The organism is Rhodococcus sp. M8 (genome assembly GCF_015654185.1).
Taxonomy (GTDB): Bacteria; Actinomycetota; Actinomycetes; order Mycobacteriales; family Mycobacteriaceae; genus Rhodococcus; species Rhodococcus aetherivorans.
Genome location: NZ_CP064065.1, coordinates 2,804,623 through 2,830,229, shown reverse-complemented (window position 1 = coordinate 2,830,229; position 25,607 = coordinate 2,804,623). Strand labels below are relative to the sequence as shown.

Annotated in this window: 21 protein-coding genes; 6 read left to right on the top strand and 15 right to left on the bottom strand. The window is 73.0% G+C overall.

Features of this window, described 5'->3' with window-relative positions; all coding sequences use genetic code 11:
* Window positions 1-145 precede the first annotated feature (145 nt).
* On the top strand, window positions 146-1,975 hold the full coding sequence (locus ISO16_RS12625; protein WP_029546116.1) for a phosphoenolpyruvate carboxykinase (GTP): 1,830 nt from the start codon (window positions 146-148) through the stop codon (window positions 1,973-1,975).
* A 73-nt stretch (window positions 1,976-2,048) separates the two neighbouring features.
* Here the strand turns inward: ISO16_RS12625 and ISO16_RS12620 are convergent, their stop codons facing one another.
* The 4 genes from ISO16_RS12620 to ISO16_RS12605 form a co-directional block, all read right to left on the bottom strand.
* Window positions 2,049-2,525, bottom strand: a complete 477-nt coding sequence (locus tag ISO16_RS12620; RefSeq protein ID WP_029546114.1) for a VOC family protein — start codon at window positions 2,523-2,525, stop codon at window positions 2,049-2,051.
* 150 nt (window positions 2,526-2,675) lie between these two features.
* Window positions 2,676-3,842, bottom strand: coding sequence for a zinc-dependent alcohol dehydrogenase (locus ISO16_RS12615; protein ID WP_072636278.1), 1,167 nt, complete (start codon window positions 3,840-3,842; stop codon window positions 2,676-2,678).
* Complete coding sequence (locus tag ISO16_RS12610; protein ID WP_072636277.1) at window positions 3,842-4,441, bottom strand: hypothetical protein; 600 nt, start codon at window positions 4,439-4,441, stop codon at window positions 3,842-3,844. Before ISO16_RS12610 ends, ISO16_RS12615 begins: the two co-directional genes overlap by 1 nt.
* A gap of 59 nt (window positions 4,442-4,500) precedes the next feature.
* Window positions 4,501-4,668 (bottom strand): hypothetical protein, encoded by a 168-nt coding sequence (locus ISO16_RS12605; RefSeq protein ID WP_170913988.1) that lies wholly within the window; start codon window positions 4,666-4,668, stop codon window positions 4,501-4,503.
* 73 nt (window positions 4,669-4,741) lie between these two features.
* On the opposite strand from ISO16_RS12605, the gene cysK reads away from it, so the two are divergent.
* Window positions 4,742-5,677, top strand: coding sequence for a cysteine synthase A (gene cysK, locus ISO16_RS12600; protein ID WP_072636276.1), 936 nt, complete (start codon window positions 4,742-4,744; stop codon window positions 5,675-5,677).
* Window positions 5,678-5,684: 7 nt separating this feature from the next.
* Window positions 5,685-6,263 carry a serine O-acetyltransferase EpsC gene (epsC, locus tag ISO16_RS12595; RefSeq protein WP_006940242.1) on the top strand — a complete coding sequence of 193 codons (579 nt, stop codon included), beginning with the start codon at window positions 5,685-5,687 and terminating at the stop codon, window positions 6,261-6,263.
* Window positions 6,264-6,351: 88 nt separating this feature from the next.
* On the opposite strand, the gene ISO16_RS12590 is transcribed toward epsC, so the two are convergent.
* From ISO16_RS12590 to ISO16_RS12565, 6 genes are all read right to left on the bottom strand, one after another.
* Window positions 6,352-7,800: an aldehyde dehydrogenase gene (locus ISO16_RS12590; protein WP_029546090.1), complete on the bottom strand. Its 1,449-nt coding sequence runs from the start codon at window positions 7,798-7,800 to the stop codon at window positions 6,352-6,354.
* Window positions 7,801-7,828: 28 nt separating this feature from the next.
* Complete coding sequence (locus ISO16_RS12585; RefSeq protein WP_072636275.1) at window positions 7,829-8,986, bottom strand: hypothetical protein; 1,158 nt, start codon at window positions 8,984-8,986, stop codon at window positions 7,829-7,831.
* Window positions 8,983-10,137, bottom strand: a complete 1,155-nt coding sequence (locus ISO16_RS12580; protein ID WP_072636274.1) for a phosphotransferase family protein — start codon at window positions 10,135-10,137, stop codon at window positions 8,983-8,985. Before ISO16_RS12580 ends, ISO16_RS12585 begins: the two co-directional genes overlap by 4 nt.
* A gap of 69 nt (window positions 10,138-10,206) precedes the next feature.
* Entirely contained in the window at window positions 10,207-11,133 is a 927-nt protein-coding gene (locus tag ISO16_RS12575) for a dienelactone hydrolase family protein (RefSeq protein WP_072636273.1), read from the bottom strand.
* Window positions 11,134-11,211: 78 nt separating this feature from the next.
* A complete protein-coding gene (locus tag ISO16_RS12570) occupies window positions 11,212-12,096 on the bottom strand; it encodes an ROK family protein (protein ID WP_072636272.1) in 885 nt (294 codons plus the stop codon).
* The gene (locus tag ISO16_RS12565; RefSeq protein ID WP_029546061.1) at window positions 12,096-12,851 is read right to left on the bottom strand and encodes a class I SAM-dependent methyltransferase; all 756 of its coding nucleotides are present in this window, start codon (window positions 12,849-12,851) and stop codon (window positions 12,096-12,098) included. Before ISO16_RS12565 ends, ISO16_RS12570 begins: the two co-directional genes overlap by 1 nt.
* 155 nt (window positions 12,852-13,006) lie before the next feature.
* On the opposite strand from ISO16_RS12565, the gene ISO16_RS12560 reads away from it, so the two are divergent.
* Window positions 13,007-14,242 (top strand): glycosyltransferase family 4 protein, encoded by a 1,236-nt coding sequence (locus ISO16_RS12560; protein ID WP_029546059.1) that lies wholly within the window; start codon window positions 13,007-13,009, stop codon window positions 14,240-14,242.
* Here ISO16_RS12560 and ISO16_RS12555 read toward each other — a convergent pair.
* A complete protein-coding gene (locus ISO16_RS12555) occupies window positions 14,147-15,904 on the bottom strand; it encodes a membrane protein (protein WP_037201166.1) in 1,758 nt (585 codons plus the stop codon). The genes ISO16_RS12560 and ISO16_RS12555 overlap by 96 nt on opposite strands.
* A gap of 87 nt (window positions 15,905-15,991) precedes the next feature.
* Between ISO16_RS12555 and ISO16_RS12550 the strand changes: the two genes are divergently transcribed.
* Window positions 15,992-17,227: a polysaccharide biosynthesis protein gene (locus ISO16_RS12550; protein ID WP_072636271.1), complete on the top strand. Its 1,236-nt coding sequence runs from the start codon at window positions 15,992-15,994 to the stop codon at window positions 17,225-17,227.
* Between the two features lie 100 nt (window positions 17,228-17,327).
* On the opposite strand, the gene ISO16_RS12545 is transcribed toward ISO16_RS12550, so the two are convergent.
* On the bottom strand, window positions 17,328-18,557 hold the full coding sequence (locus ISO16_RS12545) for a DUF3068 domain-containing protein (RefSeq protein WP_072636270.1): 1,230 nt from the start codon (window positions 18,555-18,557) through the stop codon (window positions 17,328-17,330).
* Window positions 18,558-18,748: 191 nt separating this feature from the next.
* On the opposite strand from ISO16_RS12545, the gene ISO16_RS12540 reads away from it, so the two are divergent.
* Entirely contained in the window at window positions 18,749-19,918 is a 1,170-nt protein-coding gene (locus ISO16_RS12540) for an acyltransferase family protein (RefSeq protein ID WP_029546051.1), read from the top strand.
* On the opposite strand, the gene ISO16_RS12535 is transcribed toward ISO16_RS12540, so the two are convergent.
* The 3 genes from ISO16_RS12535 to ISO16_RS12525 form a co-directional block, all read right to left on the bottom strand.
* A complete protein-coding gene (locus tag ISO16_RS12535; RefSeq protein ID WP_442800819.1) occupies window positions 19,854-24,116 on the bottom strand; it encodes an alpha-(1->3)-arabinofuranosyltransferase domain-containing protein in 4,263 nt (1,420 codons plus the stop codon). The genes ISO16_RS12540 and ISO16_RS12535 overlap by 65 nt on opposite strands.
* A 43-nt stretch (window positions 24,117-24,159) precedes the next feature.
* Window positions 24,160-24,333 (bottom strand): DUF2613 domain-containing protein, encoded by a 174-nt coding sequence (locus tag ISO16_RS12530; RefSeq protein ID WP_072636268.1) that lies wholly within the window; start codon window positions 24,331-24,333, stop codon window positions 24,160-24,162.
* Between the two features lie 149 nt (window positions 24,334-24,482).
* Window positions 24,483-25,565, bottom strand: coding sequence for an isochorismate synthase (locus tag ISO16_RS12525; protein WP_006940273.1), 1,083 nt, complete (start codon window positions 25,563-25,565; stop codon window positions 24,483-24,485).
* Window positions 25,566-25,607: the final 42 nt, after the last annotated feature.

Below are 25,607 nucleotides of genomic sequence, written 5' to 3'. Positions count from 1 at the left end.
CGGCGCCCGCCTCGTCCGTTCGGCCACGGAGGAAGCGGGTGGTACCCCTGCCGAGAGGGGGAGTCCGGGTCCGCCGCTGGTCCCTGGGACGGTTCGTCGCAGGTCGGGGGAGGGATCCGGTTCCGGCGCACCCCAGGAGAGTTTGATGACCTCAGTGACCATTCCCGGTCTGAACGGCACCGATGGCAAGCCCCCGACCCAGCACGCCGAGCTGCTCGCATGGGTACAGGAGGTCGCCGAACTCACTCAGCCCGACCGGGTCGTCTGGGCCGACGGGTCCGACGCGGAATGGGACCGGCTGACCACCCAGCTGGTCGAGGCCGGGACCTTCACCCGCCTCAACGACGAGAAGAAGCCCAATTCCTTCCTGGGCAACTCCGACCCGTCGGACGTCGCGCGCGTCGAGTCGCGCACCTTCATCTGCTCGCGCAACGAGGTCGATGCCGGACCGACCAACAACTGGATGGATCCGGCCGAGATGCGGGCGACCATGACCGAGCTGTACCGCGGCAGCATGCGCGGGCGCACCCTCTACGTGGTGCCGTTCTGCATGGGCCCGCTCGGCGCGGACGACCCGAAGCTCGGCGTCGAGATCACCGACTCGGAGTACGTCGTCGTCTCCATGCGCATCATGACCCGCATGGGTACCGCGGCCCTGGAGAAGCTGGGCACCGACAAGCCGTTCGTCAAGGCCCTGCACTCGGTGGGTGCGCCGCTCGAGCCCGGCCAGAAGGACGTGCCGTGGCCGTGCAACGACACCAAGTACATCACCCACTTCCCGGAGGACCGGGAGATCTGGAGCTACGGCTCCGGCTACGGCGGCAACGCCCTGCTCGGCAAGAAGTGCTACTCGTTGCGTATCGCTTCGGCCATGGCGCACGACGAGGGCTGGCTCGCCGAGCACATGCTGATCCTCAAGCTGATCTCGCCGGAGGACAAGGCCTACTACGTGGCGGCCGCGTTCCCGAGTGCCTGCGGCAAGACCAACCTCGCGATGATCCAGCCGACCATCCCGGGCTGGCGCGCCGAGACCCTCGGCGACGACATCGCCTGGATGCGTTTCGGTGAGGACGGCCGGCTGTATGCGGTGAACCCGGAGTACGGCTTCTTCGGCGTCGCCCCCGGCACCAACCACGGCTCCAACCCCAACGCCATGAAGACGATGGAGGCCGGCAACACGCTGTACACCAACGTCGCGCAGACCGACGACGGCGACGTGTGGTGGGAGGGCCTGGAAGGCAATCCCGAGCACCTCATCGATTGGAAGGGCAACGACTGGACTCCCGAGTCCGGCACCCCGGCCGCGCACCCGAACTCGCGCTACTGCACGCCGATGTCGCAGTGCCCGATCCTCGCCCCCGAGTGGGACGATCCGCAGGGTGTGCCGATCTCCGCGATCCTGTTCGGCGGTCGTCGCAAGACGACTGTGCCGCTGGTGAGCGAGTCTCTCGACTGGCAGCACGGCACCTTCCTCGGCGCGACGCTGTCGTCCGAGCAGACCGCCGCCGCCGAGGGCAAGGTCGGCACCGTCCGTCGCGACCCCATGGCGATGCTGCCGTTCATCGGTTACAACGCCGGCGACTACCTGAACCACTGGATCAACATCGGCAAGTCCGCGGATGCGGACAAGCTGCCGAAGATTTTCTACGTCAACTGGTTCCGTCGCGGCGACGACGGCCGCTTCCTGTGGCCGGGCTTCGGTGAGAACTCCCGTGTGCTCAAGTGGATCGTCGACCGCATCGAGCACCGGGCCGGCGCCCAGACCACGCCGATCGGCTTCGTGCCGACCGCCGCGGACCTCGACCTCGAGGGCCTCGACGTCGACCGCGACGACGTCGACGAGGCGCTGAAGGTCGACGTGGCGGAGTGGAAGGAAGAGCTGCCCCTCATCGAGGAGTGGTTCGAGTTCCTCGGCGAGAAGGTGCCCTCCGGCATCCGCGACGAGTTCGAGGCCCTGAAGCAGCGCCTCGCCTGACGCCTTGATCGACCGAATGTCACATCGGATCGCTTGTATCGATCCGATGTGACATTCGGCGTTTCAGGGATGCTCAGGACGACTGACTCGCGAGCCACTCGTCGATGCGACGTCGTGCCTCTTCGGGCGCGACGTCCTCGACGCGCGTCATGATCGCCCACCGGTGCCCGAACGGGTCGAGGATCGTCCCGAACCGGTCTCCGGTGACGAACGTCGAGGGTTCCTCGAAGACCTGCGCACCCTGCTCGACCGCGCGGGCGAACGTCGCGTCGGCGTCGGTGCAGTACAGCACGTAGGAATGGTCGACGGTGTTCGTTCCGTCGGGCGCGCGCAGCCCCATGGCCGGCGCGGGGTCGCTCAGCTGGAGCCGGCCGTGCCCGAAGTCCAGTTCGGCGTGCGCGATCGTGCCGTCGGGCCCGTCGGTTCGTTCGACGACCTCGGCGCCGAAGACCGTGCGGTAGAACTCGACGGCTCGGGCCGCGCCGTCGACGACGAGGAACGGCGTGAGGGAGGTGTAGCCGGCGGGGATCGGATTCACGGAATGCGTCATGCGACGAGTCTCGCGTCGTCTCCGCCGGCCGTATTGAACATTTCCGACATTCCCCGGGACGGCGGTGGTGGGCCGAATGTCACACAGGTTCGATTCGATCGAATGTGTGTGACATTCGGCCCGTTGCAGGGCGCCGGCCCGGCACCGGAGTCACGGCCGGAACACCGCGCGCACGCAGCCGTCCTTCTTGTCCTTGAACATCTCGTACCCGCGCACCGAGTCCTCGAGCGACATGTCGTGGGTGATCAACAGGCTGGGGTCGAGCTTGCCGGCCTGCACGTGCTCGAACAGCCGCGGGACGTACCGCTGTCCGTGTTGCTGGGCGGTGCGCAGGGTCAGGCTCTTGTTGGTGAGCAGGCCCATCGGGAACTTGTCGGTGAGTCCGTAGACCCCGAGGACGGACACCACCCCACCCTTGCGGCACGCCATGATCGCCTGCCGCAGCGGCGTGGCGCGGTCGGTCTCCATCCGCAGCGCCTGCTTGACGCGGTCGTAGATCTGCATCAGGCCGGTGCCGTGGGCCTCCATGCCGACCGCCTCGATGCACGCGTCGGGTCCGCGGCCGCCGGTGCTCTCGCGCAGCGCCTCCTGCATGCTGTCCTCGGCGGAGTAGTCGATCGTCTCCAGCCCCAGCCGGGCGGCGAGGTCGAGGCGTTCGCCCAGGCGGTCGACGACGATCACTCGTTCGGCGCCGAGGATCCGGGCGCTCACGGCCGCCATCAGGCCCACGCCCCCGGCACCCCACACTGCGACGGTGTCGCCGGCGGAGATGTCGCAGAAGTCGGCCCCCATGTATCCGGTGGGCACCGCGTCGGAGAGGAACAGGGCCTGCTCGTCGGTGATCCCCTCGGGGATCGGAAAGCAGTTGACGTCGCCGAACGGCACCCGCACGTACTGCGCGTGCGAACCCTGGTACCCGCCGAACGGGTGGGTGTAGCCGTAGATGCCGCCGGACGGGTAGCCGAGCAGCGGCTGCTGCATCGCAGCGTTCGGGTTGGTGGTGTCACACGCCGAGTACAGGTCGTGGTCGCAGTACCAGCAGGCGCCGCACCCGATGAACGACGGCACGACGACGCGGTCGCCGACGTTCACGGAGGTGACCTCCGCGCCCTTCTCGACGACGTCGCCCATGAACTCGTGCCCGAACACGTCGCCCTCCCGCATGCCGGGGAGATAGCCGTCGATGAAATGCAGATCGGATCCGCAGGTGGTCGTGAGGCGGACCTCCACGATCACGTCGTGCGGGTTGAGCAGCTTCGGGTCCTCGACCGTCTCGACGGACAGGTCGTTCACGCCCATCCAGCACAGCGCTCGCATCAGTGGGATCCTTCCGTTCGGGAGTCGCGTCCGGAGGCACCGGAGCTGCCGCGGGCGCTGTCATTGCCGCGGGCGCTGGGATTGCCGCGGGCGCTGGGATTGCAGCGCAGGGTCGGCATCTCGCCGGTCTGCAGCAGCGCGCGGGCCCGGTACAGGGCGGTGAACGTGGCCGCGCCGGTGATCAGGCCGGGCACCGGGGTGTCGGCCCGCATGCTCACCTCGGTGCCGAGGCCGTGCGGGGCCGTGGCGAACGACAGCAGGATCCGGGGCGGCTGCGACGAGTCGCCGGCGTCGGTGGCGACGAACTGCAGTTCCCCGTCGCTCTCGAGCACGCGCGTCTCCCACGTGATCGGGTCGGCGCCGAGTTCGAAGGTCCACCGGAGGCGGTCGGGGCCGCTCGCGGCGACGGAGGTGCGCTCCCCGAACACCTGCGACAGGTTGGCGGGCTCGCGCCAGAACCGTTGCACCGTTTCGCGGGGTGCGCCGATGGTGACGGTCTGCTGGGGACCGGGGTGGGAGCCGGTGCGTTCGACGACGCGACGGACGACCCCCTCGATCTGCCGCCCGGATCTCTCCACGGTCTTGACGATGTCGAACACGGGTTTCTCCTTCCGGGCGCGGGCGGGCCTGCCCCGTGCCGGGTCTGGTGGGCGACGCCCTACCACAGCGGGGTGCTGTCCTGCAGGGCTGCGACCGGCCGGCCGGCGACGTTCCGGGCGTGCCGGTGACGAGTCATGATGTCGGCTACCCGCGGGAGCAGGGTGGGCAAACCGGTGGATCCCGGGGCGGCCGGACCGCTGTGCGGCTCCCCACGTGAATCGGACATCCGCCGGAATGATGCAATAGGTGACGACGGAACCAATCCGGTCGGCACTGCGACCGGGAGGAGGATCGGGCCCATGAGCGGTATCTACAACAATGTCACCGAGCTGGTCGGGCGAACCCCGATCGTGCGGCTGAACCGGCTGACCGAGGGTCTCGGCGCCCAGGTCGCGGTCAAGCTCGAGTTCTACAACCCGGCCAACAGCGTCAAGGACCGGATCGGCGTGGCGATCATCGACGCCGCCGAGAAGTCCGGTGAGCTGCGCCCCGGTGGCACCATCGTCGAGGGGACCAGCGGCAATACCGGTATCGCGCTGGCGATGGTCGGTGCCGCGCGCGGCTACAAGGTCATCCTGACGATGCCCGAGACGATGTCCACCGAGCGTCGCGTGATGCTGCGGGCGTTCGGCGCGGAGATCGTCCTGACCCCCGGCTCCGAGGGCATGGCCGGCGCGGTCGCGAAGGCGGAGGAGATCGTCGCGAAGACCGAGAACGCGGTCCTCGCCCGCCAGTTCGCCAACCCGGCGAACCCGGAGATCCACTACCAGACCACCGGTGAGGAGATCTGGAAGGACACCGAGGGCGCGGTCGACATCTTCGTCGCCGGCATCGGCACCGGCGGCACGATCACCGGCGCGGGCCGCAGGCTCAAGGAATACAAGCCGGAGGTGAAGATCGTCGGCGTCGAACCCATCGATTCGCCCATCCTCACCGGCGGACAGCCGGGCCCGCACAAGATCCAGGGCATCGGCGCGAACTTCGTGCCCGACGTGCTCGACCGCGAGGTCTACGACGAGATCGTCGACGTCTCGTTCGACGACGCCGTCCGCGTGGGCCGGGATCTCGGCACGCAGGAGGGCATTCTCGGCGGCATCTCGTCCGGCGCGATCGTGTGGGCCGCTCTGGAGCTGGCGAAGCGTCCGGAGAACGCCGGCAAGCTCATCGTCGCCGTGGTCTGCGACTTCGGTGAGCGGTACATCTCCACTCCGCTGTTCGAGCACATCCGGGACTGAACGCATCGTGAGTGTTCTGCGCACCCTCCGGGAAGACCTGCAGGCGGCCCGCGGCCACGATCCGGCGTCGCGCGGTGACATGGAGAACGCCCTCGTGTATTCGGGGCTGCACGCGATCTGGTCGCATCGGCTCGCACACCGGATGTGGGCGCGGCCGGCGCTGCGGGGACCGGCCCGCATCCTGGCGCAGTTCACCCGCTTCCTCACGGGCATCGAGATCCACCCCGGCGCGACGATCGGACGGCGCTTCTTCGTCGATCACGGCATGGGCGTGGTGATCGGGGAGACCGCCGAGATCGGCGAAGACGTGATGATCTATCACGGCGTCACGCTCGGCGGGCGGTCGCTGGCGCGGACCAAGCGGCACCCCACCATCGGCAACCGGGTCACCATCGGCGCGGGGGCGAAGGTCCTCGGGCCGGTGGTGATCGGCGACGACGTCGCGATCGGCGCGAACGCGGTGGTCACGCGCGACGTGCCCGCCGATTCGATCGCCGTCGGCATCCCGGCGACGATCCGCCCCCGCAAGCAGCACGAGGAACTCGTGGACCCGGCCTGCTACATCGATCCTGCGATGTACATCTGAGGTCTCGCCGGCACCCGCAGCCGGCCGGGCCGAATGTCACATCGCGTCTATCCAACCGACGCGATGTGACATTCGGCCACCTACGAACTCAGGCGCCGTAGCCGGGCGGGTACAGCACCGACTTGGTCTCGCAGAACGCCTCGAGGCCCTCGGGGCCGTTCTCCCGGCCGATGCCGGAATTCTTGTAGCCGCCGAACGGCGAGCCCGGGTCGAAGGCGTACCAGTTGATGCCGTAGGTGCCGGTGCGCACCCGCGACGCCACCTCGAGGCCCTTCTCGACGTCGGTGGTGTACACCGAGCCGGCGAGGCCGTAGTCGGAGTCGTTGGCGATCTCGACGGCCTCGTCGACGCTGTCGTAGGGGATCACGCACAGCACGGGACCGAAGATCTCCTCGCGCGCGACGGTCATGGAGTTGTCGACGTCGGCGAAGATCGTCGGCTCGACGAACCAGCCCTTGTCGAGCCCGGCGGGCCGGCCGCCGCCGAGCACCAGCCGCGCGCCCTCCTCCGTGCCCTTGGCTATGTAGCCCTCGACGCGGTCGCGCTGCTTCGCGGAGATCAGCGGCCCGAGTTGCGCCGCCGCGTCGTCGGGCATGCCGACGGGGAAGAAGGCCGCGGTCGCCACCATCTTCTCGACGACCTCGTCGTAGCGCGAGCGCGGCGCCAGGATGCGGGTCTGGCCGACGCAGGCCTGCCCGGTGTTCATCAGGCCCGACATCACGAGCATCGCGACGGTCGAGTCGAGGTCGGCGTCCTCGAGGACGATGGCGGCGGACTTGCCGCCGAGCTCGAGGGAGCAGCGCTTGAGGTTCCGGGCCGCGATCTCGCCGATGTGCTTGCCGACGGCGGTCGAGCCGGTGAAGGTGATCTTGTCGATGTCGGGGTGCGAGACGAGGTACTCGCCGGTCTCGGCGCCGCCCGGGACGAGCGACAGCACGCCCTCTGGCAGCCCGGCCTCGGCGAAGATCTCCGCGACCGCGTTGGTGGTCAGCGGCGACTCGGGCGCGGGCTTGAGGACCACGGTGCAGCCGGCGAGCAGGGCCGGGCCGAGCTTGTTGATCATCAGGAACAGCGGCACGTTCCAGGCGATGACGGCGGCGACCACGCCGACGGGTTCGCGCGTCACCCGGGAGCGTCCGAAGGCGCCGGTGCGCTCCTCCGTCCACGGGAACGAATCGGCAAGTCCCGCATAGTAGTTGATGGTCGCCAGGGACGGCGTCACCTGCATCATCTGCACGGAGGCGGGCGGCTGACCCATCTCGGCGGACAGCGACGCGGCGAGGTCGGCGCTGCGCTCCTCGAGCAGCTTGGCGGCCTTGGCGAGTACCTGGGCCCGCTCGGACGGTGAGGTGCGGGGCCACGGTCCGTCGTCGAAGGCGGCACGGGCCGCGGCGACGGCGGCGTCGATGTCCGCCGGCCCGGCGACCGGCACCGAACCGACGCGTTCCTCGGTGGCCGGCGAGAACACCTCGAGTCGCTCGTCGGTCGACGGGGCGACCCAGCGGCCGCCGATGAACAGCTTGTCGTAGTCGGTCATGTTCTCTTTCCTCAACGGTCCTGGTTTCCTACTGGTCGGATGTCGCTCGGTCGTTGTCGTGCGCTGGGTAGGTGTCGGCGAACCCGGTGAAGCCGTACTGCCGGTGCGGTCCGATCACGGCGACCTCGAACAGTCCGGTGCCGACGGTGTCCGACCCGGCGATCCGGAACCGCGCGAGATGGTCGGTGGGACAGAACATCAGCAGCGCCGGATCGATCTCCCGGACATCGCGGCGCAGCGCCTGCACGACCAGTTCGCCCTGCCACATGCCGTGCCGCCAGTCCTGTTCGAGTCCGTACCCGGTGCCGATGCCGAGCAGGTTCGGCACCAGCAGTTTGCATTCGACGGTCACCGCCTCGCAGCCGGGCCGGTGGAACGTCAGCGTCGCCCCCGTGACGTTGCGGGTGCCCGGCGCGAACACCAGCCGATGTTCCGGCCGGCCCAGCCATTCGGGCTCGGCGCCGGGCCGGATCCGGACCGCCTCCTCGACCAGTCGGCGGCCGTGGTCGTCCTCCTGCACGATAGTGACGATCGTGTCGTCGTCGAACTGCATCACCGAGTAGATCCAGAAGAATCCGGGCGTGCCCTCGTGGGCCGTGCGCCCGGGCGGCTCGGGTTCCCCGACGGGCCGCACCCCCCAGGAGCGGTCGCGGTTGCCGAGCCACGTGCCCGGGTCCACCTGCCGGGTCCGGCCGTCGACGGTGAGGGTGCCCGACCACCGGCCGGTCTGCACGAACCGGGAGGTGTCCATGACGACGCGCTCGAGCCGGCGCAGCCGCTGCGGGGTCTCCTCGGTGGCGGGGACGACCCCGTCGAACGTGAGATCGAAGGACAGGTCGGCGGTTTCGGCATGGCCGGGCTCGAGCACCACCCGCAGCCGCCGCAGCCCCTCGAGCACCTCCACCCGCAGCGGGCCGACGGTGGTGTCGGTGCGATCGGTCCCCAGGGCCCGCGAGGCCCGCACGACGAGGTGGTCGTCGCCGCGGCGCAGCACCGCGAAACCGTCGGCCACACCGAGATTCGGGTACTGGCCCATGCCGACGATCAGGAACAGGTCGGTGGTGTCGGCGGGGTAGCAGTTGAAGTAGTACCGGTCGTAGAAGTTGCGGTCGGACGTGGCGACGCGCCGGATCGGTTCGGCCGTCTGGTGGACGGGGTAGTCGTCCAGGGGGGAGAGGGAACTCACGGCGCCGCCCCCTGCCGATCGGTGTCGTCGAGCATGGCTTCGAGGGCGGCGCGGTGCATGATCGCGTCGTCGGGATCGCCGGGTGGCTGCGCCTGGCCGAAATGCACCGCGCGAGTGTGGATGCGCAGCATGATGATCGCGTGCTGCAGCGCCGCGTGGACGGTGTAGAAGTGCAGGTCGCGCGGGACGTGGCCGGTGCGCTGCGCGTATGCGCGGGCGACGTCGTCGAGGCGCAGGAAGCCCGGCAGGCCGGGCAGCCCGGCCGCGGCGGCGATGTCCTCGAAGAACCTGTGCAGGAACGTCATCCAGGCCAGGTCCATCTCGCGGGCGCCGAGGGTGGCCAGCTCCCAGTCGAGCACCGCGACGGGCCGGAAACCGTCGAACAGGATGTTGCCGATCCGCGCGTCGCCCCAGCACAGCACCGCGGGCGAGCGGTCGTCGGGGCAACGGGCGTCGAGCCAGGCGAGCGCACGTTCGACGAGCGGGGAGCGGGGACCACCGGTGCGGGTCGTCCACTCGTAGTAGGAGTGCTGCCGGTCCAGGTGCGCCCGGACGGCGTCGGTGACGGTGCCGGCCGGTCCCAGCCCGGCGGCCACTGGGGCGACGTCGTGGATCCGGGCCAGCACGTCGACGCACGCGTCCTGCATGGCGGCACGCTCGGCGTCGCCGGCCTCGGTGACCCAGGAGCCGAAGTTGTACGGCATGACATCCGGTGGCACCCGGCCCGCCACCCGGGTCATGACGAAGAACGGGGCCCCGAGCGGCGCGGGATCGGGCTCGTACCAGTGCACCCGGGGGACGGGGACGGTGGAGTGCTCGCCGACGGCGCGCATGACCCGGGCCTGACCCTCGAGGTCGTAGGCGGGGAAGACGGGCACGGTGGTGTCGGCGGGGGCGACGCGGGCGACGAGCGGATGGTCGGTGCCGTCCCAGCGGGCGTCGAACAGCAGCGTCTCGCTGGACATGCCGGTGGTCTCGGGGAGGTGCACGTTCTCGACGACGGGGGCGGTGACCTTGGTGGCGAGCCAGCGCTGCAGGTTCTCGCGGACCTGTCCGGGATCCCGGCGGGAGTCGCGGGGGTGCGCGACCTCGACATCGTGGGCGGAGCCGTCCTGGGCGCCGTGCGCCGACGCGTCGGGGTCGATGCTCACGCGCTCTCCTTCCGGCCACCGGGGCTGTGACCTCGAACACTAGAACACGTTACAAGTTTTCGGAAGGGGTCAGCCGAGGTGTGTCCCGAACCAGGCGAGCATGCGGTCGTATGCCTGCGCGGCCGCGTCCGCGTTGTACCGCGGTCCGGTGTCGTTGAAGAACGCGTGGTCGGCGCCGGGGTAGGTCACCACCTCGTGCACCAGGCCCGCGCGCTCGAGGGCGGCGGTCGCCGCGTCCCGCGACGCGTTCACCCGCTGGTCGAGTTCGGCGTAGACCGCGAGGACGGCGGCCCGCGACCCGGCGAAGTCGGCGCCGTCGGGCAGCGGTCCGTAGAACGGGACGGCCGCCGCGAGGCGCGGGTCGCCGGTCGTCAGCAGCAGCCACGTCATGCCGCCGCCGAAGCAGAACCCCACGGCCCCGATGCGCCGGTCGGGCACCCGTCGCGTCAACTCGTCGATGCCCGAGCGCATGTCCTGGGAGAATCGTTGCGGCGGAACGGTACTCAGTGCGGCCGTGGCCTGCGCCGGGTCGGCGAACGACGCTGTGCCCCCCTCCTCGGAGAGCAGGTCGATCGCGAGTGCCGAGTAGCCCGCCCCCGCCAGGCGCCCGGCCACCGATCGGATATGGTCGTTGAGCCCCTTGTTCTCGTGGACCACGAGCACGGCGCCCCGCGGGTCCGCCGCCGGCGCCCACGCACCCTGCAGCGTCCGCCCGTCCGGGCCGGGGAACGTGATCGCCTCCGTCGCAACGGCATCTGCGCTGCCCGGCGGCGCCACCGGCGACGTCGGGGCCAGAGTGCCCGAGGGCGCTCCCGGGGTCTCGGAAGGCGTTGCGGGCGAGCCGTTCTCGTTTGCGCAGGCGGCGAGCAGCGAGGACGCCGCGGTGAGGGTGAGTCCCAGCAGCCCCAGCCGTCGCAGCGCCTCGCGGCGGGTGAGCAGACCGTCGGCGTGGTCCACCGCGATCTCCTCGGCGATGTAGCGCTGGAAAGGCGTCATGGCCGCTCCCGTCCCGAGGACACTGTCTTCGTATTGTGACGCGACGGGGGCCGCGGTGCGGGCGATTCGCGCCGAAGCTCAGTCCCCGAGGGCCAGGATCCCGGCGCCGGTCAGGGTCCCCACGGCGGCGAGCCGCGCCGGCACGATCTCTAGCCCGGTCAGGAACGGCAGCCGCGCGTGCCGGGCCGCGGCCTCGCGCATCGGCCGCCACATCGGCTCCCCGGCCTGCGCGAACCCGCCGCCGACCACCACGAGGTCCACGTCCACCAGCGCCGCGGCCGACGCGAACACCTCCCCGAGCGCCGCCCCCGCACGCCCCAGGGCCGCGACCGCGACCGGATCTCCCGCGCCCGCGGCGCGGGCCAGCGCCGCCCCGTCGGCACCGGACCAGCCGTGCTCCCGCGCCCACCGCACCGCGGCCGGCCCGCTCGCCACGGTCTCGACGCACCCGACACCCCCGCACGCGCACGAGTCGGCGCCCACGCTCGACACCATGTGCCCGATGTGGCCCGCATTGCCCGTCCGGCCCCCGGCGATCCGGCCGCCCAGCACCAGACCGCCGCCGATGCCGGTCGAGACCACGACGCCGACGAGGTCCGTCGCACCCCGGCCCGCCCCGAGCCGGTGCTCGGCCAGCGCGGCCGCGGCCCCGTCGACCGCGAGCCGCACCCGCGACCGCGGGAACAGGCCGCGCACGGCGTCGACCAGGCCGAAACCGCCCGCCCACTCGCCGATGTTGATCGGCGCCACCGCACCGGCGCCGACGTCGACCGGCCCGGCGCTCGCGATCCCCACGGCCGTCACCTCGGCTCCCGCGGCGACCCGCCGCAACAGCTCCGCGCATGCCGCCCACACGCCGGCCGCGGGCGTCGGCACCGTCCGCGGTGCGTCGAGCGTGCCGTCGGCGCGGACGCGGGCGGCCGCCATCTTGGTGCCGCCGACGTCGAGGGCGAGCGCGACCATCAGCGCCTGCGCAGCACGAGCACCAGATTGCTGACCAGGAACTCCCGCACCGCGGGGACCCGCACCAGCCACCACGCCCAGCGTGGGTGGTACCGGGGGAACGCGGCCAGCAGCTCGCCGTGCGGCGTCGAACGCGCCCACCGCAGCCCGTCGCCGCAACCCACCTCGAACAACGAGACCCCGTACCGGTTCTTCGGCTCCCGCCCGTGCCGGCGGGCGTAGCGCCGCGCCGCGTACTCGCCGCCGAACGCGTGCCACGGGCCGGTCTCGTGCCCGCCGAACGGGCCCCACCACAGGGTGTACGACAGCACCGTCAGCCCGCCCGGCCGCGTCACCCGCAGCATCTCGTCGGCCATCACCCACGGCTGCGCCACGTGCTCGGCGACGTTCGAGGAGAAGCACACGTCCACCGATCCCGTGCGCAGCGGCAGCGCGAGGCCCGAGCCACGGATCGACCCGCCCACCGCGAGACCGGCCGCGTGCATCTCCGACGGATCCGGCTCGACCGGCACGTAGCGGGCGCCCGACGCGCCGAACACCTCCGCGAAGTACCCCGGCCCGCCGCCCACGTCGACGACGGTCGTGCCGGTCAGGTCCCGGCCGGTCAGGCCCGCGTACAGATCACCGATCAGTTCCACGGTGTCGCGCGCGAGCGCCCCGTAGAACAACTCGGGGGCGGACTGCTCGTGCCGGAAGTCGCCGAGCAGCCCGACGGACCGGCGCAGGGTCGCGCGCCGGGCGAAGGTTCGAGCCACCGGGGGGACGGGCAGGGTCGGAACAACCACGAGGAGCAACCATAGCGGCCACCGCACCGCACTACCCGCCGGTAACCCTCCACCGCGGGCGGCCCCGCACCCGTTAGTGTGTTCCGGGATACAACCGTCGACGACGAACCACAGGGGGTCGCCACGTGCGCGAGGTTCTGTTGCTGTGCTGGCGCGACACCGGGCATCCCCAGGGTGGGGGCAGCGAACGCTACCTCGAACAGGTCGGCGCCCAGCTCGCCGCGCGCGGCATCCGCGTCACCCTCCGCACCGCCGCCTACCCCGGCGCCCCCGGCCGCGACGAGATCGACGGCATCACCGTCAGCCGCGGCGGCGGCCGGCTCACCGTCTACCCCCGCGCCCTCGCCGCGATCGCCGCCGGCCGTCTCGGCTTCGGTCCGCTGCGCCACCTCCGGCCCGACGCGGTGATCGACACCCAGAACGGCATCCCGTTCTTCGCCCGCCTCGTCGCCGGCGCGCCCGTGACCGTGCTCGTGCACCACTGCCACCGTGAGCAGTGGCCCGTCGCCGGCCGCGTCATGGCCAGGCTCGGCTGGTGGATCGAGTCCGCCCTGTCGCCGCGCCTGCACCGCGACGACCAGTACCTGACCGTGTCGTTGCCGTCCGCCGACGAACTGATGGCCCTCGGCGTCGACCGTGACCGCATCGCCGTCGTCCGCAACGGCGCCGACGCCGTCCCCGCCGGGGTCGAGCCCGGCGACGAACACACCCGCACCGCGCACCCCACCGTGTGCGTGCTGTCGCGGCTCGTGCCGCACAAGCAGATCGAGGACGCCCTCGCCGCCGTCGCCGCGCTGCGCGACCGCGTCCCCGGCCTGCACCTCGACGTCATCGGCGGCGGCTGGTGGGAGAGGAACCTGCGCGCGGCCGCCGCGGACCTCGGCATCACCGATGCCGTCACCTTCCACGGCCACGTCGCCGAGGACCGCAAGCACGAACTGCTCTCCCGGTCCTGGGTGCACGTGATGCCGTCGCGCAAGGAGGGCTGGGGGCTGGCCGTCGTCGAGGCCGCGCAGCACGGCGTGCCCACCGTCGGCTACCGCAGCTCGCGGGGACTGACCGACTCGATTATCGACGGCGTCACCGGCGTGCTCGTCGACTCCGCGGACGAGCTCACCGACGCCGTCGCCGACCTGCTCGCCGACGCGGATCGTCGCCGCACCCTCGGCGGCAAGGCCCGGGTGCGGGCCGCAGAGTTCTCCTGGTCCGCGACCGGCGACGGGGTGCACGAGGTGCTCGCCGCGACGGCCGCGGGCCGCCGCGTCTCAGGACTGTTCCCGCGCCCGGCGGAGGCCGCCGTGGTGCTCGCGGCGCCGGGCGGGCCGTCGCAGGACCAGCAGGCCCACGAGCCCGCCTGCTGACACCGCCACCCACAGTGCGTGCGCGGCGATCGCCGCCGTCCGGTCGTCCGACCGCGTCCCGTCGACCCCCGGCACCCGGTACAGCGACAGCGCGGCATCGGAGAACACCGGCTCGAGCTGCTCGAGCGCGCGGGCCGAGTCGCCGAGGTCCCCGGGCGTGCCGTGCTCGACGAGCACCCAGCCCACGCCGTGGGCAGCGAGGTCGGCCGGCGCCGCCCCGGCCAGCAGCAGGCGCTCCACCTCCGCGGCGCCCCGACCCTCGCCGGCGACGGTGCCGCCGGCGACGATCAGCTCCCCGGACTGCAGCACGTCCGCGCGCAGCATCCGAGGTGCCGGATCGAGAACCGGTGCGGCGCCGCTGAACTCGAATCGCCGGAACATTCCGGCCGGCAGCACCGCCACGTCGCCGGCGCCCGCCGGCACCGCCGCCGCGACCCGCTGCCACGCGTCCGGATACTGCACCGGCCGCACCCGCCCGCCCACGCCCCACGCCAGATCCGGAAGGGCCAGCAGCACGGTCAGCGCGGCCGCCGTGGCCCAGGCGCCTGCCCGGCCGCCGAACCGCCCGCGCACCGTGCCGACACCTGCCGCGGCAGCCAGCGCGTACAGCGGCACCGCCCACGCCACCCACTTCTGGGTGTCGCGCAGCAGACCCGCGCCCGGCACGTGCACCATCGCCCACGCTCCGGCCCGCAACCCCGTCCCCGTCGCCGCGAGGGCCGGACCGAGCACCGCGACCGCCGCCAGCGCCGTCAGCACCCCCAGCACCGGGTTGCGCCGGCGCCGCCACAGCGCCGGCACCCCGCACGCCACCACCAGCAGCAGCGCCGCCGTGCCGACCAGCGCCCACACCGTCGCCCGCGAACCGGGCACCGCGTCGGCGTTCCAGATGCCCCCGAGCCCCGCCACGCTGCCGAGCGTGCCCAGCGCGGGCTCGGCCCGCGCCGCGAACGCCCGCACCCCCGCCGGATCCGACCCGTCGCCCGCGCCGCCGGAGAGGGCCGTCGCCACCAGCCACGGCGCCGCCACCGCAGTCGCCAGCGCCACCGCGCCCGCGAGACGGGGAAGCAGTGGGGACCGCCCGCCCGGGGCGGCCAGCACGGCCAGCGCTGTCACCGACGCCAGCAGCGCGCCCGTCGGCGTCAGCCCCGCCGCGCCCAGGCACACCGCCAGCGACGCCCACCCGGAGCGGGCGCCCCGTCGCACCGCCACCGACGCCACCACCGTCCACGGCAGCGCCGCGTAGCCCACCAGCAGGCTCCAGTGCCCCTGCAGCAGCCGCTCCGCCACGTACGGGTTCCACACGAACACCGTCGCCGCCACCAGCCGCGCCGGCAGACCGGCCGCCGGCAACAGCACCGCCACCAGGCGGGCGCCGCCCCAACCGGCCGCCCACAGGGCGCCGGTGAGCAGCGCCGTCACCACCACACCGCCGTCCACCACCGCACTCGCCGTCGCCAGCAACGCGTCCTGCGGCACCGCCCGCGCCGCGGCGTCGGTCAGACCCAGCGCCGAATCCGTCAGGAAGGACCGCGGGGTGCTCACCGCGTCGCGCAACAGCAGGTAACCGGGGGAGACGAGCAGCGGCCCGAGCACCACGACCGCCAGGGCCAGGCTGTAGAGGGCCGGGACAGCGGGACGCAGCGACACCGGCCTGGGCATGGCCGCACAATACCCAGCCCGCCCCGGCACCCCGGTCCGGATCCGGTGCCTCGCCGCCCGCACCCGGCGGCGTGCAACCATGGTCCGATGCCGCGACCTGAGACGCCGCGCTCGGCCACCGGAACCACCGTCGCCGGGATGACGATGGTGACCGCCGGGGCCATGACCGCCAACCTGGCCTCCTACCTGCTGCACCTGCCGGCCGCCCAGTGGCTCGGCCCCGCGGGGTACGGCGAGTTCGCCGGCCTGCTGGCCGCCCAGTTGGTGCTGGCCGTGCCGGCGCTCGCGCTGCAGACGGTCGTCGCCCGGGAGACCGTGCTCGGTGCCGGCACCGCGTCCCTGCGCCGTCTCGGGTACCGCTGCGCCGGCCTCGCCGGGTTCGTCGCGCTGGCCGTCGTGCCGCTCGTCGCGTGGGCCCTCGACACCAGCGTCGCCGGTGCCCTCGGCTCGCTCGTCACCGCGCCGCTGCTGGTGCTGCTCGCCGCCGAGCAGGGCCTGCTGCAGGGGCGGGGACGGTTCGGCGCGCTCAGTGTCGTCCTCGCCGCGGCCGGCGTGGCGAAGGTCGTGCCCGCCGTCGCGGTGCTCGCCGCCGGCGGCGGGCCCGGCGCGGCGCTGTTCGCCGGGGCGGTCGGCACCGGGTTCGTCGCGGCCGGGGCCGCCGCGCTCGTGTCGCGCTCCCCGGCGGGACCGGAGTCGGGTGCCGCCCCGGCGGTCGGCGTGCCCGCGGTGCTGCGCGCCTCCCAGGTGCAGCTGGCGCTGATCGCCCTGACCTCGCTGGACCTGCTGCTCGCCCGCGCCGTGCTCGACCCGGAGGATGCCGGGTTGTACGCGCTCGGCGCCGTCGCGACGAAGGTCGCGTTCTGGCTGCCGCAGGCCGTCGGGGTGGTGCTGTACCCGCGGATGGCCAACCCCGCCCAGTCCGCGGCCGCCGTCCGGTCCGCCCTGGCCGTCCTCGTCGGGATCGGCGCGGTCCTCGTCGTCGGGGCGGCCGTGTGTGCGCCGCTGGTGCCGCTGCTCGTCGGCGACGCGTACGCCCCGGTGCAGTCGCTGCTGTGGCTGTTCGCGCTGCAGGGCGCGTGCCTGGCGGTGCTGCAGGGGGCACTGCTGTCCGCGATCGCGGGCGAGCGCACCCATCTCGCCGCCGTCGCGTGGGCCGGCCTCGCGGTGGAGGCCACCCTCATGCTCACCGTCGCGTCCACCACCCGGCAGTTCGTGCTCGTCGCCGTAGCCGTCGCGGCCGTCACCGCCACGGTGGTCTCCGTGCTGGCGGTCCGCGCGGCCCACCCCGCGGGGCCGAATGTGACAGCTGTTCGATCCGACTGACCCCGTGTGACATTCGGTTGCCGCGGGCGGAACGAGCGCGCCCGCGAAAACGCCGATGCCCCTCCCCGAGCGGATCGGGGAGAGGCATCGGCGCTCGTGACTACTGCTGCGGCGGTTCCTTGCGCAGGTCGGTGCGCGGGATCTCCTGCGTCTGGTCGGTGGTCCAGTCCCGCTGCTGCGGGGGAGCGTCCGTGCGGGGGATCTCCTCGGTGCGGTCGCTGGTCCAGTCGCGCTGTCCCGGCGCGGCATGGGCCGGGCCGGCCGGGGCGGTCGGGGCGGTCGGGCCGCCCGTCGCGGCGACGGGACGGCCGGTGCGGCCGCTGCCGCCGCGCAGGCCGAGCACGATGCCGGCGATCAGGGAGATCAGACCGAGGATGCCGAGGATGATCGGCACGGTGCGACCGAAGAGGCTGAGGGTGTCGATGCCGTTCTTGGCCTGGTCCACCTGGAACTCGATGGTGTCCTCGTTGAACGGCAGGCTCACCTGCAGCACCGTCACCTCGGGACGGTTCGCCTCGCGGGCGTAGTACTGGTACTGCTGCTCCTGGCCCTTGATGACGACGCCGGTCTCCGGCTCGACCCACAGGTCACGAACGTTGGTGTACCACCGGGTCATGGTCACCGGCGTCTCGCCGCCCTCGACGCCCCACGTGGAGGCGGGCAGGCTCAGCTTGTAGGTCGGCACCGACGGATCGACCGTGGACAGGTCGATGGGCCCGACCTCGTGCCGGAAGTGGTAGACCTTGACGCCGTTGATCTCGGTCTCGTCGATGTAGTCGATCGGGAACGTCTCGCGCGCGTTCAGATCGAAGTACGGGTACGACTTCTGCTCGGTGCCGAACGGGAAGCGGTACTGCAGGCCGTCGCGGTTCGGGATCTCCGCCGGCGGCGCCGTCGCCGAGGTCTGGATGGTGCTGACGGCGTCCGGGTTCTCCTCCTGGGTGACGGGCATGCCGCTGACCCGGTCCACGGTGACCCGGTCGACGGTGGCGGAGACCAGGCCCGTGTCACCCTGCATGTCCAGGCGACGGACCGTCTGGCCGGCCTGCAGGGTCATGATGTCGGCGTCCGACGGCTCCTCCACGGTGACGAACCGCTGCGCCACGATCGGCACGTCGGTGTCGACCTGCGCCCGCCCCGACAGCAGTGCCCGCGCGTTGAGGATGTCGCCGGTGCCCTCGGCGACCGTGGTCACCTCGAGATCCAGCGGCGTCTTGGCGAGCTTGCCGACGGTATAGGTCGGGATCAGTATCGCCGCGACAATAAGGAAGGCGCCCAGGCCCACCAACGCCAATGCCAGTTTCCGGCCCGAGCCCGAACGCTCAGCCATGCTGTGTCTCCTCACTCAACGGTTCCATCGAGTACCCCCACCGGCAGCCGGTCTGCACGGATCGCCTGGCATCCGGCTCGCGAATACCACGTGAGCCCAGACACTAACAGGGCAGCCGCCCGGCGCGCGCCACCGCGCGGACTCGAGATCCCGGCTTCCCCGCCACGACCCCACCGGGCAGACTGTCCTCGATGACCAGCACCACCCCGCCCGTCGCCCCGGCTTCCGCGATCTCCGGATTCCTGCCGGCGCTCGAGGGCATGCGCGGATTCGCCGCCGTCGGTGTCCTGATCACGCACGTGGCGTTCCAGACCGGGGCGGTGGACGATCCGGTGCTCGGCCGCATCTGGGGCCGGTTCGACCTGGCCGTCGCCCTGTTCTTCGCGCTGTCGGGCTTCCTGTTGTGGCGGCCGCACGCGGCGGCCGCGCGTGGTCTCGGGGCCGCGCCGCCCGCCGGGCGTTACCTGCTGTCGCGGGCCACCCGCATCCTGCCCGCGTACTGGGTGGTGGTGTGCGTCGTGCTGCTCCTGCTGCCCGGGGCGGGCAGCGGCTGGCGGCTGTGGCTGGCGAACCTGACCCTGGTGCAGGTGTTCGTGCCGCTGAGCCTCACCGAGGGACTGACCCAGATGTGGAGCCTGTCCGTGGAGGTGGCCTTCTATCTGTTGCTGCCGCTGTTCGCCGCGGCGCTCGCCGGGCTGCGCGGCGACCGGGCCCGGTTCCGCGTCCCGCTGCTGCTCGCCGTGAGCGCGCTGTCGCTGGTGTGGGCGTGGCTGCCGGTCCCCACCCCGGGCCACATCAACCACGACAACTGGCTGCCGGGTTATCTGCCGTGGTTCGGCGCCGGCATGCTGCTCGCCGAACTCGTGTCGGGCGAACGGACCTGGGTGCACCGGCTCGCCTCCCACCGGGTGCTCATGGCGGGGATCGCCGTGGCCGCATTCGCGTTGTCCACCACGTCCCTCGGGGGGCCGGAGGGGCTCGTGACGCTCGAGCCGTGGCAGTACAACGGCAAGATCCTCCTCGGTGCGCTCATGAGTTTCGCGTTGCTGGCGCCGCTCGTCCTCGCGCCGCGCGCCGAGCACCGCATCCTGGCGAGCGGGCCGGCGCTGACCGTGGGCCGATGGTCGTACGGCATCTTCATCTGGCACCTGGCGGTGCTGTCCATCGTCTTCCCGGTCTTCGGGCTCATCCCGTTCCAGGGCGACTTCTGGTTCGTGCTCGCGGTCACGCTGGTGCTGAGCATCGCCGTCGCGTCGGTCAGCTACGCGCTCGTCGAGGAGCCGGTGCGCCGGGAGGTCAGGCGCCGCCAGCGCCGCGTCGCGACCACCGCAGAACGCGTCGCAGACTCCGCCGCGCCCTGAGCGAGACCGGCAGCGCCGCGAGCCCCAGCGCGACGAGCCCGCACAGCGCGGCGAACTGGATCGCGAACGAGTGCCCGACGTAGCCGCCCGGCGCTCGCCACGGCCCGGTGGACAGCAACGCCATCGCCGTCATGGTGGCGGCCCCGGTCACGACGACGAGCGTGCGGGCGGCCACGTCGCGGCCCCAGCGTGCGCCCACTGCCACGATCGCCGCCGCCGCGACGATCGTCGTCGCCGCGCCCACCGCACCGGCCGCGAGGGTCGCGACGGCCAGCACGCCGGCGAAGCCGACGGTGGTGCTGCCCCACACCCGTGGCGGCGGCCCCGGGTCGGCGACGGGGCGCCGGCGCGGCCAGGCCGCGAGCGCGAACAGCGGCAGCAGCAGGAGCAGACCGCCGAAGATGCCGAGGCGGTACCAGCGGTCGGTGGCGAACTCGAGCGTCACGGTGCCACCGGCCCCGGCGGGCACGACCCAGCCCTGCTGCCAGCCGTCGACCACCACGGGCGTCAGTTCGGTGCCGTCCGCGGCCGTGGCGACCCAGCCGACGTTGGTACTCTCCGGCACGACGACGATCCGCTCCCGCTCGGCCGCAGGCACCTCGAGCTCGCGCAGGTTCTCCGTCCAGGTGCCGACGGCGAGCTCGGTGGGTTCGGGCGACGGCGGGCTCACGGCGCCGGGCACCGGCAGCCGCAGCGTCCCGACGGTGAACGCCTGGCCGGGGTCCAGCTCGACGTCGACGTGCCCGGCGGGCAGCGGCGCGACGGTCTCGCCGCACAGGGTGGCGGGCACCTCGACCCCCGCGGCGAGGTCCGCGACGGTCGCGGTGACCGACGTCCGGTAGGTGCGGCCGTCGACGGTCAGCACGGGCCCGGCGTCGCACCCGACGGTGACCTGCCGCTCGTACACCGGGTCCTGCGGGCCGATCGGCCCGTCCGGGCCGAGCACGGCCACCTCCGCCAGTCCCGGCGGGCCGACCTTGGCAAAGCCGAGCACGGTCTGGTCCAGCACGTCGTCCCAGCCGACCAGGCTGAGCACCACCCGGTCCGTGACGTATGGTTCGAGATCGATTGTCGCTGTTGATGATTCGATATCGCGCACCTGCGGGCCGTTGCCGAGGTCGACGGCGACGCGGGTCGGCCGCGCCGGCAGCGGTCCCAGGCTCGGCGCCACCTCGAGGCCGGTGACCAGCTGCGGGGACGGCAGGTCGAGGGTGAGGGTCGGTCGCGGTGCCCCGGGCCGCACCGCCTCCTCCGACGCCGTCCACGTCGTCCGCGGATCACCGTCGGTGGCGGCGAACGCGGAGCCCTGCAGGTCCACGACGTCGGCGGCGCCGCGGGCGACCACCCGGTCCGGCAGCGCGGCGACCTCGGCGAGCGCCGGCCCGGGCCGTCCCCGCACCCACGGCTGCGGCGCCACCGACGTCGCGTCGGGCACCGACAGGGTGCGGGTGAAGACGTTCGGCTCCTCGGGTGCGACGGCCAGGCCCCGCGCGCACCGCACCCGGTCGGGGGTGTCGACGCAGCTGCCGCGGCCGGGCAGTTCCTGACCGAGGTTCCAGCCCCGCACGGCGGCCCCGGCGGCGACGTCCGGCAGCACGATCCGCTGCCGGATGTCGACGGGCCGCGGGTTGTCCCGGTCGGTGAAGTCGTCCACCGCCACCTCGGTCAGCCCGAACTGGTTGCCCACGGATCCGTCCTCGGTGCGGGTGGAGGTGATCCGGATCCAGGTCGTCCGTCCGAGCGGCAGCGCCACCGTCTGTTCCCGGCCGGGCTTCTCGATGCGCACGGCGGTGCTGCCGCGGTCGGTGGTCACCTCGAGCCATTTCACCGGCGTGCCGATCGCGCCGGGGCTGGTGCTCAGCCGGAGCAGCCCGGCCTCGATGGGCCGGTCGAGGTCGAGTTGCAGCCATTGCCCGACCGCGGACTCGAGGCCGTTGCTGTGCCAGCCGGTGGTCGGGTCGCCGTCGACGGTGGCCGCCGGCCCGCTGCCGACGGAGGTGCCGCCGAGCTGGGTGGCGTCCGACGCGGAGCTGGACACGCTGATCCGCGCGCCCTCCCACTCGGCGCGCACGAGGTCGGTGTCCGGCACCGGGTAGTCCGGCACGAGGTTGTAGGTGCGCCGCGGGTCGCCGGCGGCGCGGATCGCCGAGCTGTGGTGGTCGACCTGGCCGTAGTCGGTCTCCCGGTCGGTGGGGGTGTCGGTGACGACGACGTCGCCGACGGGCAGGCCGGCCCGGCTCGCGTCGGCCGCGAGCAGCGCGGGGCCGGTGTTCCCCGGCTCGGCGTCGTCGAGCCGCAGCAGAGCCTCGGGACCGCCCTGGACGCGGGGAACGGTCGCCGCGTCCACGGCGTACGGGCCGACCGGCGCGCCGGGCACGTCCACGCGGTAGATCTCGATCGCCCGGTAGGCCGGTCGCAGGTCGGAGTCGGCGGTGAAGCCCTCCTCGAAGTTCCGGGTGATCTCGTTGCCGAACTCGGCGACCCGCACGAGCCCGGGGGAGCCCTCGATCGCCCGGTGCACGAGCACCGGCCGCGCCGACGGCGACGTCTCCGGGTCGAGGTCGTTGCGGATCACCACGTAGCCGATGCCCTGGCCGCGCAGCGTCGCCGCCAGGCCGGGGGTGGGCCGGCCGTCGGCCAGGTGCCGCTGCACCGCGTCCAGGGCCCGGATCGCGCCGGGCGGCACGAGCGGCACGGCGTCGCGGGAGGCCCACGGCGTCGACGCGAGCGGCTGGATCGGCTCGTCGCGGGTCAGGCCCCAGATCTGGCTGCCGAACGGGGCGCCCGGCACGATCAGCGCGCGTTCCCCGCGGGCCGAGGTGTGCTCGTCGAGCCACGCGGCGGTCTCGTGCCAGTATCCGGGCACCGCGTCGTAGGCACCGCGCGGGGCGAGCCGGCCGGTCCACGCGAGCGACGTCGCGAGGGTCAGCGCCACGAGGATCAGGGTGGTGAACGCGACCATGGGCTGGCGTTCGGGGTGGGCGAACGCGGTCCGGGCCTGCCGCCACGGTACCGCGCCGGGCAGCGGCACCCGGCGCAGCAGGTGCGCGAGCCCGAGCACGAGCGGCAACCGCACCAGCGGCTCGAGCTTGTGCACGTTGCGCAGCGGGGCGCCGGCCGAATCCAGGAAGAACCGCACCTGCTCGGCGATCGGCGAGCCGAGTTCACCGACGTACCCGGCGGCCAGCCCGGCGATGCCGGCGAACAGGATCAGCGCCCACCGCCCCCGGGCGGGCATCGACCGCATCGCCAGCCCCGCGAGGCCCGCGGCGGCGAGCAGGCCGGTGACGAGGACCGCCGCGGGCTGGGTGACGAGCACCGCGCCGGCGATGCGCTCGGGGGAGACGAACGGGGTCCAGCTGCCGGTGCCGCGCAGCACCTCCGCCAGCGACGTCCACTGCGTCGTCACCCCGGACGATTCGATGTAGTCCAGGAACGGGGGACTGACCCGGCCGAGCAGCAGCAGCGGCACGATCCACCACAGCACCGCGACGACGCAGCTCGGGATCCACCACAGCGTGAACCGCCACCACCGCCGGTTCGGGCGGTGCGCGATCCACCACAGCCCGGCGACGAGGCACGCGGCGACGGTGGCGACGGCGTTGATCGCGCCCATGAGGGCCACCGCGACGGCGGACTGCGCGGCGAGCTGCGGTGCCCCCCGCCGGTGCGGGAGCGCCCGGTCGCCGTCGAGGTAGCGCACGAGCGGCAGCAGCACCCACGGCGCCAGCATCATCGGCAGCGTCTCCGACGAGATGGATCCCAGGGTGGTCAGCACGCGGGGGGAGAGTGCGAACGCCGCCGCGGCGATCAGCCGGGAACCACGGTTGCCGACGCCGAGCGCCTCGGCGAGCCGCACCACGCCCCAGAACCCGGCGAGCAGCAGCAGCGCCCACCACACCCGTTGGGTGATCCACGGGGGGACGTGCAGGAGCTGGCCGACGGCGAAGAAGGAGCCGTGCGGGAAGAAATAGCCGTACGCCTGGTTCTGGACCTGGCCGAGCGGGGCGAGGCTGCTCCACTGGTGGGCGGCGCGGGTGAGGAACCCGAGGGGGTTCTGGGTCAGGTCGTACTTGGTGTCGGCGACGATCAGGCCGGGGGCCTGCGCGAACGCCAACAGCAGCGACACCACGGCGGCCCCGTACAACCACCGCCTGGAGAGGGGGTCGGCGGACGGTGCCCCACCGGGGTGGGGCACCGCGCCGTGGGAAGTGCGTGAACTCGTCGCGTGGATGGCGCCGTCAGCGGCTGCCGTACTCAACCTGGTTCAGCAGGGAGGAATCGGCGTTGCCGCTGCGGTCGACCTCCGGGCGGGTGTTCTCCTGAACCGCCGCCGTGACCCCGAACACCGCCACGGCGCCGAGGGCGGCGCCGATCGCCGCGCTGACCAGGCCCGGGCCCAGGAACTTCGCCATACCCATCTCCCCATCGTCCGTCGTCGGCTTCCGTGTGCAGCCGACATTCGTCGTGCGCGACGGTGCCGGAACCGGTCCGGCGTCGTTGCGCTCCGCGTCAAGGTATCACCCGCACGGGTGCGACTGTGGCCTGCTCCACTCGCGGCGGCCTAGAGGCCGAGCACGCCGAGCAGCGTGCGCAGCTTCGCGGTGGTCTCGTCGAGTTCGGCCTGCGGATCGGACGCCGCAACGATGCCCCCGCCGCCCCACGCGAGGGCCCGCCTGCCGTCGGCGCTGAGCTCGGCGCAGCGGATCGCCACCAGCCAGTCCCCGTCGCCGTCCCCGTCGCACCACCCCACGGCGCCGCCGTAGAAGCGACGGTCGCCCTCCGTGCTGCGGATCGCCGCGAGTGCGGCCTCGGTGGGCGTGCCGGCCACGGCCGGGGTCGGGTGCAGTGCCGCTGCCAGCGTCAGGGCGTCCGTGCGGGGGTCGCGCAGGGTGGCGGTGATCGGGGTGGCCAGGTGCCACACGTCGCTCGTGGCGGTCAGCACGGGCGTGCCCGGGATCTCCAGCTCGCTGCACAGCGGGGTCAGGCGGGAGCGGATCCAGTCGATGACGAACGCGTGCTCGGCGAGGTTCTTCGCCGAGGCGAGCAGCTGCCGGCCCGCCTCACGGTCGGCACCGGGGTCGGCGCAGCGGGCGGCGGTGCCCGCGAGCGGACGGCACGTGACGGCGTCGCCGCGGCGGCTGACCAGCAGTTCGGGCGTCGCGCCGACCAGGGTGTGGCCGCGGTACCGCTCGCCGGCGGCGCTCAGGTCCGCCGCGTAGACGTGGGCGGTGGGGTGGCGCTCGGCCATCCGGGCCGCGAGGGCGAGCGGGTCGACGGGCGTCTCGGAGACGAGCGTGACCGAGCGCGCGGCGACGACCTTGTCGAGTTCGCCGCGGCCGAGCCGGTCGCGCAGCGCCGCGACCCGCGCGACGTGCTGCTGCGGCGCCGGGGTCTGCGCGGCGATCCGCACCGCCGGCAGGGCGGGCAGGGCGTCCGGTGGCTGCCACGCCGCGTCGGTCACGTCGGCGGTCTCCGGCTGGGTCAGCGCGGCGGGGCGCTCGGGATCGAAGGGCAGCGCGCCCACGATCAGGTCGGCCTCGCCGCGGCGCAACGCGAAAGAGGCCTCGGCGACGTCGGTGAACCGGCGGCGCGTCCCGGTGGTGTGCACGGTGCGATCGGCGCGGGAGAGCAGGAAACCGTCCATGGTGGGTCGACGATATCCCCTGCCCGCGCCCGGTACGCGCCG